A 14,355-nucleotide genomic window follows, 5' to 3' on the forward strand; every position below is an offset into this window, starting at 1 on the left:
GAAGGCTGAAAGGATACCGGCGCATCTTCTCAAGGTTCGAAAAGCTGGACGTCATGTACCGCGCTTTCCTGAATTTCGCCCTAATCGTCGATATGATTAAGTGTTAACAGGCCCTAGTCAATTGCTTGGATAAGCCAGCGGGGGACGGTCGGATCCTCCAGAACCCGCCATGCCGTGCGGAATGGACCCGTCTCTGCGCAAGAGAACGGATCGACCTCAGTCGAAACAAATCGGAAATACATCGCCATCAGCCGAAGGTTTGCGGCCCTCAAAGAGTAATCAGAACTGGGGGAAGCCTCCCCGGGCGTCAGCAGACTTCTTGTGACGCAGGGGGACGCAAAGATGCGAACGTGCAGATGTTCAACATGTTGGCCCCTAATGGCGGTTTCTGAAAAGCTCTGATACGCTGGGACGGCACCGGCTGACCACCGGCATACCAACACAGCGGCGCATCTGTGACCGCAGCACAACAGAGAGGATCAGATGGACGGACAGACCCACCGCACCCAGCACGAAGCGGCTATGGCCGAGATATCTGAAGCGGCGACGGCCGCCATGCAGGGCGGCGGCGCGGCATCGCGTGAACGGCATTTATCCCGCGGCAAGATGCTGCCACGGGACCGGGTTGCAGGGTTGCTTGATCCCGGATCGGACTTTCTGGAGATCGGCGCGCTGGCCGCAAGTGGCATGTATGATGGCGCTGCCCCGGCCGCCGGTGTGATTGCCGGGATCGGTCAGGTGCATGGGCGCGAGGTGATGGTTGTCTGCAATGATGCGACGGTCAAGGGCGGCACCTATTATCCGATGACGGTGAAAAAGCACCTGCGCGCCCAGGAAATCGCCGAGGAAAATCACCTGCCCTGCGTCTATCTGGTCGATAGCGGCGGCGCGAACCTGCCCAATCAGGATGAGGTGTTTCCCGACCGCGATCATTTCGGACGCATCTTTTACAATCAGGCGCGGATGAGCGCCAAGGGCATCCCTCAGATCGCGGTTGTCATGGGATCCTGCACGGCAGGCGGGGCTTATGTGCCGGCGATGTCTGACGTGACGATTATCGTCAAGGAACAGGGCACGATCTTTCTGGCAGGACCCCCTTTAGTTAAAGCCGCCACCGGTGAGGAGGTCACGGCCGAGGATCTGGGTGGCGGCGATGTGCACACGCGGCTATCTGGCGTGGCCGATTATCTGGCTGACAATGACGCCCATGCCCTCGCACTGGCCCGAGACTGCGTTGCCGCGCTCGGACAGCCGAAGGGGGCTGCCCTCACCCGGCAAGCTCCGGCCCTGCCGGAGCGGGACCCTGACGAAATGCTGGACGTTGTTCCGGGCGATCTGCGTACACCTTATGACATTCGCGAGGTCATCTGGCGCATCGTCGATGCGTCCCGGTTCGATGAGTTCAAGGCCCGGTTTGGCACCACTCTGGTCTGCGGCTTTGCCCATATCGATGGCTGGCCAGTGGGGATCATTGCCAATAACGGCGTGCTGTTTTCCGAAAGCGCCCAGAAGGGGGCACATTTTGTGGAACTGTGTTCGCAGCGCAATATCCCATTGGTGTTTCTGCAAAATATCACCGGTTTCATGGTCGGGCAAAAATACGAGGCCGAGGGCATTGCGCGACACGGAGCCAAGCTGGTGACTGCAGTAGCGACAACATCCGTCCCGAAATTTACTGTGCTTGTCGGGGGCTCGTTTGGGGCCGGGAATTACGGGATGTCGGGCCGCGCCTATCAACCGCGTTTCCTGTGGACCTGGCCCAACTCGCGGATATCGGTGATGGGCGGTGAACAGGCGGCAGGCGTCTTGGCCACGGTTCGCCGCGACGGGATCGAACGCAAAGGCGGCACGTGGAGTGCAAAGGAAGAGGCAGACTTCAAGCAACCGGTGCTGGATCAGTTCGCCGAACAATCACACCCGGTTTATGCCTCTGCCCGGTTATGGGATGACGGGATCATCGACCCGCGCCGGACGCGCGAGGTTCTGGCACTGTCATTAAAAGCTGCCCTGAATGCGCCGATCGAAGATACACGCTTCGGCGTTTTCCGGATGTAAGAATGATGGTGGGTTTCACCCACCCTACAGAGCAACACCATGTAGGGTGGGTGAAACCCACCATCGTCATTCAGAAATGGATCACCCGCCCATAGGCATCCAGCACACTTTCATGCATCATTTCGCTTAAGGTTGGATGTGGGAAGACCGTGTTCATCAGGTCCTCTTCGGTGGTTTCCAACTGGCGGCCCACCACATAGCCCTGGATCAGTTCCGTCACCTCGGCCCCGACCATATGCGCGCCTAGCAACTCTCCGGTTTTGGCATCGAAAATGGTTTTGACCATGCCCTCCTGTTCGCCCAGCGCAATGGCCTTGCCGTTGCCTATGAAGGGGAAACGACCGACCTTGATATCATACCCCAGTTCTTTTGCCTTCGCTTCTGTATACCCGACCGAGGCAACCTGCGGGTGGCAATAGGTACATCCCGCGATGCTTTCGGGGCGCACCGGATGGACGTCATTCTTGCCCGCGATCAGCTCGGCAACCATCACACCCTCATGGCTGGCCTTATGCGCCAACCAAGGCGCGCCTGCGATATCGCCGATAGCATACACCCCCTCGACCCCGGTGCGGCAGTATTCATCAACCACCACATGGGTGCGGTCGATCTTGATCCCGGCCTCTTCCAGGCCCAGGTCTTCGACATTACCGACAATGCCGACGGCAGAGATCACGGTGTCAAACTCCTGCTTCTCAACCTTGCCACCGGTTTCGATATGCGCAGTCACCTTGGCGGCAGCACGGTCCAGTTGCTTGACGATTGATTTCTCCAGAATGATCATGCCCTGCTTGACGAATTGTTTCTTGGCAAAGGCAGAAATCTCGACGTCTTCCACAGGCAGGATACGGTCCATCACCTCGACCACTGTGGTTTCGGCCCCCAGCGTGTTGAAGAACGACGCGAACTCGATCCCGATCGCGCCTGAGCCGATCACCAGCAGTTTCTTGGGCATATGTGGCGGTTTCAGCGCGTGTTTGTAGGACCAGACCCGCTTGCCATCCGCCTCCAGCCCCGGCAGGTCGCGGGCGCGGGCACCGGTGGCCAGAACGATGTTCTTTGCCGTCAGAGTATCCTCACCCTTGTCGGTCTTGACGCTGACCTTGCCCTTACCGGCAAGCCGCGCCTGTCCCATAATCACGGTGACCTTGTTCTTTTTCAGCAGGCCGCCGACACCGCCAGACAGTTGCTTAGCCACACCGCGGGACCGCTCCACCACCTTGCCAAGGTCATATCCGATCTTGCCCGCAGACAGGCCAAACTCCCCTGCTCGCTCCATCAGATGAAACACTTCGGCGGACCGCAGCATCGCCTTGGTCGGGATGCAGCCCCAGTTCAGGCAGATGCCGCCCAGATGCTCACGCTCAACGCAGGCAACTTTCAGGCCCAGTTGTGCAGCACGGATCGCGGCCACATATCCGCCGGGACCGGCCCCGATTACGATCAGATCGAAGCTTTGTTCCGCCATGCGCCTTCTCCTTCTCGCGGCTTGTTGCCCCGAAACCTAGTGCAAAGCGCAGGCAGGTTCCAGTGGGTTCAGGCAGCGATTTGGTTAAGCGTGAAACTATATCCGCCAGCCTTCAGATATTCCAACTCTGCCTCGGTCGAGGCGCGATCCAGATGCTCGTTCCGATATGGAAAGCGCCCGAATTTGCGGATTACCTCGCGATGCGCTTTGGCATGTTTCAGCAACTCGGGGCTGTTCATGTTCATGCTCATCATGCGCACGCACTGGTCCTGATCCGGCAGGCTTTCTGAATGCTCAAGCGGCATGTAAAAGAACTGCCGCGCCGGTTCAGGGGTCGCCAGATCATGCCCGCGCGAGATCGACAATTTGGCCAGCGCCAGCGCCTTTCCGTCCGAGGCATAAGCCTTAGCGGTGCCACGAAACATGTTGCGCGGGAACTGGTCCAGCAGGATCACCAGCGCAAGGGCGGCCGTTGGTGAACAGGTCCACCCTTTAACGTCACCCTGCATGGCCTCGGTCCAGTCATCCTGGAACCTGTCGTGGATCTGCTCGTCCAGTCCTTCGGGTGGCATATACCAGCCTGCAGGGCCAACTTCATTGATCCAAAAGTCAATGATTTGTTCCGTTTTTTTTACCACTGCTCTGTCCTCAACCATTGACCTTGGGAAAGCCTGACAGCGAAAACTTCGCTTGACCAGCATTTATTTGGCCGCTTCGGGCTCAGTGTCGGTTTCGTCACTTTCGGCCATTTCGATTGCGACCTCCTGCGCCACCTCCAGCGCAACAGATGTGGCCTGCGGCAGAACGGGGGCGTATGGCATGGCATCCTCCGTGGAGACGGCCTCCCGCTGGGTCATCCGGTAAAGCGCATAAAGCGCGATGATCAGGAAAAGCACACCAGTATAAAGGAAAAATGCCAGCGGCCCCAGCGCCCCCATTCCCCAGCCGATGACCAACGGACCGGTGGTCGCGCCCAGCCCGTTCAGGAACACCATGCCGCCCGAGGCTGCCGCCATATCTTCAGGCTCAAGGTAGTCGTTGGTATAGGCAATAAGCAGCGCATAAAGCGGATTGGTCACCCCGCCAATGACAAACCCCAACAGATAGATCGCCCAAAGCTGATCCAGGACCGGATACAGCACAGCCGTCAGCACGGCCCCTGCCCCGGACCCGGCCACAATCAGTTGCCTCCGATCGATACGGTCAGACAACCAGCCGACGGGGTACTGCACCAAAAGGCCACCGGAATAGATCAGTGCGGTAAACACGGTAGTCTGCGCGATGCTCAACCCCGCTTCGGCCCCGAAAATTGCCGCCATGCCAAAAATCGCGGAAAACAGCCCGCCGATGATCACAACGCCAATCGTGCCCAGTGGTGACGCGTTATAAAGCTCGCGCAGCGTCATCGGTTTGGTGGTGTCAAAGGGCGGCGCCGGACTGACCGACAAAAGGATCGGCGCAAAAGCGATGGAAACCAGCACCGACATGATCACGAACAGCGTATAGCTTTCCGGTGGGGCCAGGTTGACCAACCCCTGCGCCGTGATAATGCCAACCATTTGCACAATCAGGTAAAGCGACAGTGCCTGTCCGCGCGTTTCATTGGTCGCACTGTTGTTAAGCCAACTTTCCGCAACGACATAAACGCCGGAAAAACATAGCCCCACCACCAGCCGGATCAATGCCCAGCTGACTGGGTGCGGGATCGCAGCATAAAGGATGAACGCCGCCGAGATAAGCGAGGCCAAAGCGGCAAAAACCCGGATATGCCCGACACGCTGGATCAGCCTTGGTGCCAAGCGCGATCCGACCAGAAAACCCAGGAAATAGGCGGACATCACCCAGGACATCGTGCTGGCGGAAAACCCTTCGGCCACACCGCGCAACCCCAGAACCGTGCCCTGCAGCCCGTTCCCGATCATCAGCAGCAAAACGCCCAACAGCAGCGCCCAGGATTGTCGCAGAACCTCAACCATGCCAGATCCTCCTTTCGCGCGCCTCTGTAAGCGGGCTAATCGGGCCTGTATGCGCCGGAACCGACGCGTGTATGTCGTTTTCAGTCGTCGGGCAACAACAGCGAAGAATCGCCGTAGGAAAAGAACCGGTATCCCTCGGCCACAGCATGGGCATAGACCTGAAGTATCCGCTCACGGCCCATCAGCGCAGACACCAACATCAGCAAGGTCGATTTCGGCAGATGGAAATTGGTCATCAGTCCATCGCACAGGCGAAACTCATGTCCCGGACGGATAAAGATGTCCGTGTTTCCGGTCCAAGGCGCGATACGGCCCGGACCGGTCGCCGCGGTTTCCAGCAGACGAAGCGAGGTCGTGCCAACGGGGATAACACGGCCACCCGCGGCGCGTGTGGCCTCGATGGCCTCTGCTGCGTCGGCCCTGACCTCTCCCCATTCGGAGTGCATTCGGTGCTGCCGCACATCGTCGGTTTTGACCGGCAGAAACGTGCCTGCCCCCACATGCAACGTGACCTCGGTCCGCTGCACACCCTTTGCAGCCAGTTGCCCCAGCAAGTCAGTGTCGAAATGCAGCGCAGCGGTCGGCGCGGCCAGCGCGCCGGGCACACGCGCCAGTACCGTTTGATAATCGATGGTGTCGCGTTCATCCGCCGCACGTTTGCCCGCGATATAGGGCGGCAGCGGCAATTCACCCAGTTGGGCGATAGCACGGTCCAGCACGTCGCCCTTTTCAGAGAATTTCAAAGCAACCTCACCCCCCTCGCGATCCAGCACCTCTGCGCTGAAATCATCGCTAAAGGTGATCACATCGCCCACGGCCAAACGGCGCGCCGGTTTGCAAAGTGCCTGCCAATGCCCGTCCGTGCCCGGCTCGATCAACGTCACTTCAATATTGGCGATGCCGCTGCCATGGGCGGTGTCGCGTCGCCGCATGCCGCGCAGGCGGGCGGGGATGACTTTGGTGTTGTTAAAGACCAGCAGATCGCCGTCGCGCAGAACCTCGCCAAGATCCGACACATGCGCATCGCGCAACCTATCTGGTGTGGCCACCAGCAAACGCGCCGCCGGTCGCGACTGGGCCGGGCGCAGCGCGATCAGGCTTTCAGGCAGATCAAAGTCGTAGTCGGATAAAAGGTCACTCATGACCGGGGCACATGGATCAATTACGGGTTGGCCGCAAGTCCTGGCGGCTCATGAACAACTCCCGCGCCGCGCCGGGCGTCAGCACTGAAAGCGGGTTGATACTGGTTCTCGGCGCGTTTGCTTTGCCAGTTATTCGGAAAGATGCACCAAACAACCCTTCCCCGTCGCGTCCACCTAACAGTCGGCCAAGACCAAAGATTCGCCCGGGCAAACCATTGACGAAATAAAGCGGGGACAGGACCCCTTGCATGTCCAGCCGGTCGTTATCCAGTTGATAGGACCCGGACAGTGTGATCCCCATAGAGGCCCCCACCGCGCGAGACCGGGTGACCACAAGGCGATCATCGGACAAGGTGAACCAGCCCTGCACATCGTCGAAATAGATACCCTCACCGCCCAGGCGGTTTACCAGTCCGAATACGGAAATGATCGACAACATCTCGGCCAGGACCGGCGCGCCGGTGACCCGGGTCTTTTGTAGAGAGAACCGCCCGTCATAGACACCCTTGCCCAGCGGTTTGAGGGAAATACGCAGCGTGCCCCCGCGGGCGTTTTCGAACAAGCCCGCGTCGCGCAGAACGGCACCACCATCGCGCCCCTCAATAAAGATGGCTTCGCCGGGTTGGATGACACCGCTGACCTTGGACCGGCCATTCACCCGCGCGGTAAACCGCCCCCGGCTGCGCTGCCCGGTGGTTAGATCACCGCGAAAGCCTGTCAGGACAATACCATCCGAAACGATGACCCGGTCCGGGGTGAGGCTCAGCTTGACGCTGCCACCGCCGCCCGTGCCGCTACCACCACCGGCCCCGCCCCTGCGCATGTCGATGGTGCCGCCACGTACAGAGGCGCGATTTGCGACGGGGTCCCAATCCACCGGCGCATCCAGCCAGCCGCCAATGCGCAGACGCGATAAGCTGGCGCGCCGTAACCCCGCCGCAGACAGCGTCAGGCTGCCTTTGGCCGACAGGCCGGGGCCGGAAAAGTCCATCTTTTCAATGGTAACCGGCGTGCTCAATGCGCCGGACATCGCGATGCGTGCAGCGGGTCCGGCCCGCTTACGCCACCCAAGCGACGGCAGCGCCAGGCTGTTGCCGCCCAACCCGGCGGTCACCGAATATCGTGGCGGCGCGCCGTTCCGAAGGGCGATTTCGAACCGCGCCTTGCCACTGCCACCGACCATTCCCTTGGGCAAGCCAATGCCAAGGCCCGCCAGATGCGCATTGGTCAGCGACATCGACCCGTCGATCCGCCCGGGATCGGCCCCTTCACCAAACTCCTGCGCATATGTGATCCGCATCGGCACCTCGGACAGCCGCACAGGGCCGGAAATCCGCATCCCGTCATTATCCGCAGCCAGCGTGATCGCATCCGCCGCCAAAACACGCCCCGGCACGATCTGATCCGAGGTAACCCCCTGCAAATCCGCCGTCACACTGGCCCGCACATCGCGTGCCTTCAGATCCTTGCGCAGCTCAAACCCCAGCTCAGCTGCAACCACGGCCTGCCCCTCCACCAGATCAGGAGCGCGGCCAAAGCGATCCATCAGTCCCAGCGGGGGAAGGTTGATCACATGCAAAAGGTCCGGGATGGCACCTTGCGCCTGAACCAGCGCGATGGCCGGTGCCTTGTCGATGCGGGTATCAGGTACGACAAAACGGCTGCCAGCCAGATCAATGCGCCCGGTCCCGGTTTCGCTATACCCCTGACGCAGCGCAATGCTCAGCCGGTTGCCCAGCAATGTGCCGCGCCCGACCCCGGCCCGGATCGCAGGCATGGTATCAAGAACGCGCACCGACGCCCCGGCGTAACTGAAATCGAGCCCGATCTCTGGTCGGCCATCCGGTGTCCGGACATGCGCGGCCAAACTGGTCAGACGACCGGCCTCAACATGTTTGTCGAGCCAACGGCGCAGATTGGGCCGGAATGTCGCAGGCCACAGGGCCATCGCATCCTCAAAACCGATATCCCCGACCTGACCGTCCAGTGCTACATCCCAATGCAGCGCCTCGGGCTTCACACGCCCGCTTAAGGCGATACGGCTGCTGCCCTTGTGCAAAAGCGCCTCGCCAATATCGATGCGGAACGGATCAAAGGCGACGCGGGCGGTCGCCCGACCATCCTCAAAAGTCAGCGGACGGGCCAGATACTCCGGCACCTCAATATCCAGACGGGACAAATGCAACTGGCCGACAAGGGCTGCAATGCCTCCCGACTGGTCCCGTTTTGGTGACACACGACCATCTGCAGTCAGACCGCCGAACAAGGTATCAACGGTCAGCCCGTCCAAATGGATCACATCCGCCCTTGGGTCATACCGCCAATAGCCCTTGGCCCCATCAAAGCCGATGCTGCGCCCGGGTTGCGGCTCGATCTTGCCGGGCCCAAGGTCCAGCACACCGGACATATCCGTCAGCGTCGCGGTTTGATCATAGCTAAGCGCAAGGTTTCCACTGACCCGGCCCTCAATCACGTCCATCCAGTCAAGGACACCAACCTGCGTGGCCAGATCCGCCGGTGGGACATCCTCAAAACTGGCGGTGATCCGGGTGCCGCCATCTGTCTGGCTTGCAGACATCCGAACCGAAACCCGCATCGGCGCGTCGCCCTGCCCGGCGGCCAGCGACGCATCAAGGGAGGCAATCAGCCGTCCGTCTTTGCGCTGAAATTCGGCCTGGGCATCAAGGCTGGTCCAGCGCCTACCGCTGCGCTGATCCGCGAACGAGACGGTGATATCATCAAGCCGGACATAGTCCAGTTCTTCCAGCACCGCGAACTTGTCCAGATCGGCCAGCTGCCCGAACAGCAAGGACAGATCGGGCTGCGCGGTCATATCCGTATCAGCCCCAAACAGAACAACGGACCGGCCCGTTGGCGTCAGCATGGCAAACTGATTTTGCCGGTTGCGGATGAACCGCAATTTCGTTCCCGAAACCTCGATGGATTTCGGCCGCACCAGCCCCTGAATGCCGTTCAGCATGGTAAAGCTGGTTTCGACCTTCGGCAGAACCACCGACACGTCCCCGGAATTCAACACCACGTCTTTCAGGGTCAGCCCGGCAGGCACGTCGCCGCGGCCAAGGGCAAACTCGACATCTCCGATGGTCACATCCTCAGTCGCAGGTCCGCCCATCACATTGACCAGCCGGTTGAACCACGGCACGGCTACCTGGCTTCCATCCAGAAACAGCAGCAGAAACAATGCGGCAAACACCGCGAAGCTCATGATTTTGGCAAGGATTGAGGAAAATTCGCGCACCGCGACATGCCAGATCTTTGCGATCCAGCCATGCCGATGGACCCTGCGGCGTCGGGGCCGCCGGGTCGGCTTTTCCTGCAAGAGCAACCTCGCCCTGTTCATCCTTGGTGTTCTACCATTGCGCAGCGTGTCATTTTTTTTGGCCACAGCTGCCCCCGGACTGTTGCCTGCGAAGATAATAGCATCATATTCAAGTCCTGATCTAGCTTCTGTTAAATAGCAAAGGGTTAGGAATGGGTGATAAAGTTGTGAATGTCGGCGATAAAGCGCCGGACTTTGAGATGCCGCGCGATGGCGGTGGCACGGTTTCTCTGTCAGATTATGACGGCAAAACCTTGATTTTATTCTTTTATCCTCGGGATGACACATCCGGCTGCACAAAGGAGGCAATCGACTTTTCCACGGCGCTGGCGGAGTTCACCGGCGCGGGCGCTGAGGTGTTGGGTGTGTCGCGTGACAGCGTCGCCAGCCATGACAAGTTCGTGGCCAAGCATGATCTGACCATTGCTTTGGCCTCGGACGAAGACGGGCCTGTCTGCGAAGACTATGGCGTCTGGGTCGAAAAAAGCATGTATGGCAAGAAATTCATGGGGATCGAGCGCAGCACCTTTCTGATCCGGGCCGGAAAAATTGCGCAGGTCTGGCGCAAGGTCAAAGTCCCCGGACATGTCGAGGCCGTGCTGGACGCTGTGCGGGCGGGCTAACCTCGGCTCCGCATCGGATCAATCAGCTTTTTAAAGGCTGCATCATCAGGCCGTGGTTGAGCAATGAACGACGGCCTGATCCTGCGGTCAGAAAATGGGCTTATAAAATCTAAAATATGTAATTATACAATTTCTTATACGCATTACTTAAATTAAATTCAGCTAGGATCGCGCCACTTATTTACAATCGGATACCGCCGATCCAGCCAAAAGGCCTTCTGCGTCAAACGCACTCCAGGGGCAGCCTGAAACCGCTTGTATTCCGAGCCAAGCAATAGCCCCTCCACCTTCTTCACGGTCTCGCGCGCATACTCCGCCTCAACGCAATCCGCGACCGAGGCATCGCCTTCTATCAGCATCTCCAAAATGCCATCCAGAATTTCATAGGGTGGCAGGCTATCCTCATCCTTTTGATCCGCGCGCAATTCGGCCGAGGGGGGTTTGCTGATGATCCGCTCCGGAATCACAGCCCCGTCCGGCGCTTTCATCCAATCGCGATGATTTGCGTTCCGCCAGCGGCAGGTCTCAAAAACCCGCGTCTTGTAAAGATCCTTGATCGGATTGTAGGCCCCGGCCATGTCGCCATAAATGGTGGCATAGCCGACCGCGACTTCGGATTTATTGCCGGTGGTCAGCAGCAGTTCACCAAATTTGTTTGAGATCGCCATCAACAAGAGCCCCCGCAGCCGCGACTGAATGTTCTCTTCCGCGATACCGGTCTGCGTCCCCTCAAACACCGGAGCAAGCGTTTCAGTGATGGCCGCCCGCCCAGGCCCGATCGGCACCGTATCCAGATGACAACCCAGCAATTGCGCTATCGCAGCGGCATCCTCAAGCGAATGGGATGAGGTGTATTCCGAAGGCAGCATCACGCAACGCACATTCTCTGGCCCCAGCGCATCAGCGGCAAGCGTGGCCACCAGGGCAGAATCAATCCCGCCCGACAGACCAAGAAGCACACGGGAAAACCCGCTTTTGCCGACATAGTCGCGCAAACTTTCGACCATGGCGCGGTAGTCCTGCTCCCATTCGTCGGGCTGATGCGCGCGATCCCCGGGGCGCGCTTGCCAGCCCTCACCCGTGCGTTGGAAGTCAACATGAGCGATGGCTTCCTCAAACGGTGGAAGCATCGCGGCCACCGCGCTGCCAGGGTTCAGCACAAAGGATGCCCCATCAAACATCTGGTCATCCTGCCCGCCGACAAGGTTCAGATAGATCAGCGGCACGTTGTTCTCGACCACACGGGACACCATATGGTTCATCCGCAAGTCCAGCTTGCCCCGGTGGTAGGGCGATCCGTTTGGCATCAGCAGAATCTCTGCACCGCTTTCGACCATGGTTTCAGCAACATCCGGAAACCAGCCATCCTCGCAGATCGGCAGACCGATGCGCAGGCCATTCACCGCGACCGGGCCATGAATCGGACCAGAGGTATAAAGTCTCTTTTCATCAAACACTTCGTAATTAGGCAGATGATGCTTGCGTATCTCGGCAATGATCCGCCCATCCTTGAGGATATAGTAGGCGTTGAAGATCAACTCATCCTCAAACAGCGGACCACCAATGCCCAGTGCAGGACCATCCGCACAGCGCTCTGCCAGCCTGCGAATATGGTTCATCGCATCCACGGCAAATGCAGGTTTGTCGACCAGGTCCTGAATTTGATAGCCGGTGATGAACATCTCGGGCAGCGCAACCAGATCAGCGCCCGCCGCACGCCCCGCCTCGAACCCTTTGAACGCCAGATCGGCATTGCCCGCCAGATCGCCTACCACGGCATTTAACTGACACAGCGTCAGACGAAAATGATCGGACATGGATACCCCTCTTGCAGTGCGTGGCCTGTCTTAACGTATAGGTCAGCGGCGGCAATACCCCCAAGATCGCCCCAGAAGCGTTGCCGTCTCGCCATGACACGGCCATAATTGAATACATAAACATTGTCAGGGCCCTGTGGCCTGAATACAGTTCTGCTGGAAAACTGGCTGTTACTGTAATAGGACAGCTTTTGAAAAGATGCGGATAAGCCCGAACAGGCATCCAGGGGTAAAATCGAGGAACGGTGCATTGAAGAAGAAGACGGTTTCCATCTCGGCGGTTCTGGCGATGGTCGCTACCACCGCCCTGTCACAAAGCGGCGAAGTACAGACCAAGCAATATGACACAGGTGGCGTCTATACCGGTGAGTTTAAGGACGGCAAGCAGCATGGTGTCGGAAAATACACCCTGCCCAACGGCTATGAATACGAAGGCGAATGGATCGAGGGCCGGATCGAAGGCCAGGGATCGGCCAAGTTTCCTAACGGCTCTGTCTATACCGGCACATTCGTAAATGGTCGTCCAGAAGGTCAGGGAAAGATCGTCTTCTCCGATGGCGGCACCTACGAAGGTGACTGGCTTGAGGGTAAGATCGGCGGCAACGGTGTCGCGGTCTATGCCAACGGCGTGCGCTATGAAGGTCAGTTCGCCAATGCGGTTCATGAGGGCCAGGGTGTGATGACCTCCCCCAATGGCTACCGGTACGAAGGCGGCTGGATAAACGGTGTAAAGCACGGCACTGGCAAGATCACCTATCCCGATGGCGCTATATATGAAGGCGATATCGCACAAGGTGTGCGCGCGGGCACCGGCACGCTGACCATGCCTGATGGCCTGAAATATACCGGCGAATGGTCTGGCGGCCAGATCAACGGCACCGGTGTTCTGATTCAGGCCAATGGCGACAAATACGAAGGCACACTGGTCAACGGCCAACGCCAGGGAACCGGCACAGCAACCTACGCCTCCGGCGACGTCTATGTCGGAGAGTTTGTTGCGGACCAGCGTCATGGCACCGGGACATTCACTGGCACCGATGGCTACCGCTACGAAGGCCAGTGGGTCGAGGGCCGGATCGAAGGCGAAGGCAAGGTTCAGTATCCGGACGGCTCTACCTATGAAGGTCAGTTCCGCAACGATGTCGCCCATGGCAAGGGCAAGATCATCTATTCCGACGGCTCCTCCTACGAGGGGGACTGGGTCGACGGCGTGATCGATGGCAAAGGCATTGCCCGCTATGAAAATGGCCTGGTCTATGAGGGTGAGTTCAAGAACGCCCGCAACCACGGCACCGGCACAATGACCTATCAGGACGGCTTCACTTATACCGGCCAGTGGATTGACGGTCTGCGTGAGGGCAACGGTGTCGCGACTTATGCCGATGGCACCGTCTATGAAGGAACCTTCAAGCAGGGCCAGCGTGACGGCGAAGGCCTGATCAAGATGTCAGATGGCTTCCAGTATGAAGGTGGCTGGAAAGCTGGCGAAATCGACGGTCAGGGCGTTGCGACCTATCCCAATGGCGACCGCTACGAGGGCTTTTTCACCAAGGGCCAGCGTCAGGGCCGTGGCAAAATGGTCTACGCCTCGGGCGAAGAATATGACGGCTACTGGGCGCGCGGCGAACAAGCCACTCAGGAAGAGGCCGAAGAAGCCGAGAAAGAAGATCGCGGCAATTGATCGCCGCCGATTATTACTGAAAACCCCCGGCCCCAGCGCCGGGGGTTTTCTTTTGAGCAAGACAAACACTATGCGCCACGAACTTCTGCGCTAAAGCGTTTCGAGTTTACCTTGAGACATCACATAAACTCGAAACGCTTTAGGGTCTGTGGACATTCATCGTGAGTTTATGATGGCTGCGCACAGGTTGATCATCGCGGCATAGGAGGCATCCGTTTTCTCTGCCCTCATTGCGATGCGTTTGAATTCCTTC

Annotated in this window: 9 protein-coding genes and 1 pseudogene; 4 read left to right on the forward strand and 6 right to left on the reverse strand. The window is 58.9% G+C overall.

The window, feature by feature from the left end; translation table 11 throughout:
- Both ACW9UQ_RS16595 and ACW9UQ_RS16600 read left to right on the forward strand, forming a co-directional pair.
- Positions 1-107 (forward strand): annotated as a pseudogene (locus ACW9UQ_RS16595) (IS5-like element ISCARN85 family transposase); the annotation flags it as partial.
- 376 nt (positions 108-483) lie between these two features.
- On the forward strand, positions 484-2,055 hold the full coding sequence (locus tag ACW9UQ_RS16600; RefSeq protein WP_458932128.1) for a carboxyl transferase domain-containing protein: 1,572 nt from the start codon (positions 484-486) through the stop codon (positions 2,053-2,055).
- Between the two features lie 70 nt (positions 2,056-2,125).
- Here the strand turns inward: ACW9UQ_RS16600 and lpdA are convergent, their stop codons facing one another.
- The 5 genes from lpdA to ACW9UQ_RS16625 all read right to left on the reverse strand — a co-directional run bounded on the left by lpdA (position 2,126) and on the right by ACW9UQ_RS16625 (position 10,047).
- Positions 2,126-3,523, reverse strand: coding sequence for a dihydrolipoyl dehydrogenase (gene lpdA / locus ACW9UQ_RS16605; protein ID WP_458932129.1), 1,398 nt, complete (start codon positions 3,521-3,523; stop codon positions 2,126-2,128).
- Positions 3,524-3,591: 68 nt separating this feature from the next.
- Positions 3,592-4,161, reverse strand: coding sequence for a DUF924 family protein (locus ACW9UQ_RS16610; RefSeq protein WP_458932130.1), 570 nt, complete (start codon positions 4,159-4,161; stop codon positions 3,592-3,594).
- A gap of 63 nt (positions 4,162-4,224) precedes the next feature.
- A complete protein-coding gene (locus ACW9UQ_RS16615; RefSeq protein WP_458932135.1) occupies positions 4,225-5,550 on the reverse strand; it encodes an MFS transporter in 1,326 nt (441 codons plus the stop codon).
- 29 nt (positions 5,551-5,579) lie between these two features.
- Positions 5,580-6,641, reverse strand: a complete 1,062-nt coding sequence (gene queA / locus ACW9UQ_RS16620) for a tRNA preQ1(34) S-adenosylmethionine ribosyltransferase-isomerase QueA (RefSeq protein WP_458932131.1) — start codon at positions 6,639-6,641, stop codon at positions 5,580-5,582.
- 16 nt (positions 6,642-6,657) lie between these two features.
- The gene (locus tag ACW9UQ_RS16625) at positions 6,658-10,047 is read right to left on the reverse strand and encodes a hypothetical protein (protein ID WP_458932132.1); all 3,390 of its coding nucleotides are present in this window, start codon (positions 10,045-10,047) and stop codon (positions 6,658-6,660) included.
- 86 nt (positions 10,048-10,133) lie between these two features.
- On the opposite strand from ACW9UQ_RS16625, the gene ACW9UQ_RS16630 reads away from it, so the two are divergent.
- Positions 10,134-10,604: a peroxiredoxin gene (locus ACW9UQ_RS16630; RefSeq protein ID WP_458932133.1), complete on the forward strand. Its 471-nt coding sequence runs from the start codon at positions 10,134-10,136 to the stop codon at positions 10,602-10,604.
- 158 nt (positions 10,605-10,762) lie between these two features.
- On the opposite strand, the gene ACW9UQ_RS16635 is transcribed toward ACW9UQ_RS16630, so the two are convergent.
- Positions 10,763-12,421, reverse strand: a complete 1,659-nt coding sequence (locus ACW9UQ_RS16635; protein ID WP_458932134.1) for an NAD+ synthase — start codon at positions 12,419-12,421, stop codon at positions 10,763-10,765.
- Positions 12,422-12,710: 289 nt separating this feature from the next.
- Here ACW9UQ_RS16635 and ACW9UQ_RS16640 point away from each other — a divergent pair, with 289 nt between their 5' ends.
- Positions 12,711-14,102: an MORN repeat-containing protein gene (locus ACW9UQ_RS16640; RefSeq protein ID WP_458932136.1), complete on the forward strand. Its 1,392-nt coding sequence runs from the start codon at positions 12,711-12,713 to the stop codon at positions 14,100-14,102.
- Positions 14,103-14,355: the final 253 nt, after the last annotated feature.

It is taken from the genome of Halovulum sp. GXIMD14793, assembly GCF_054457435.1.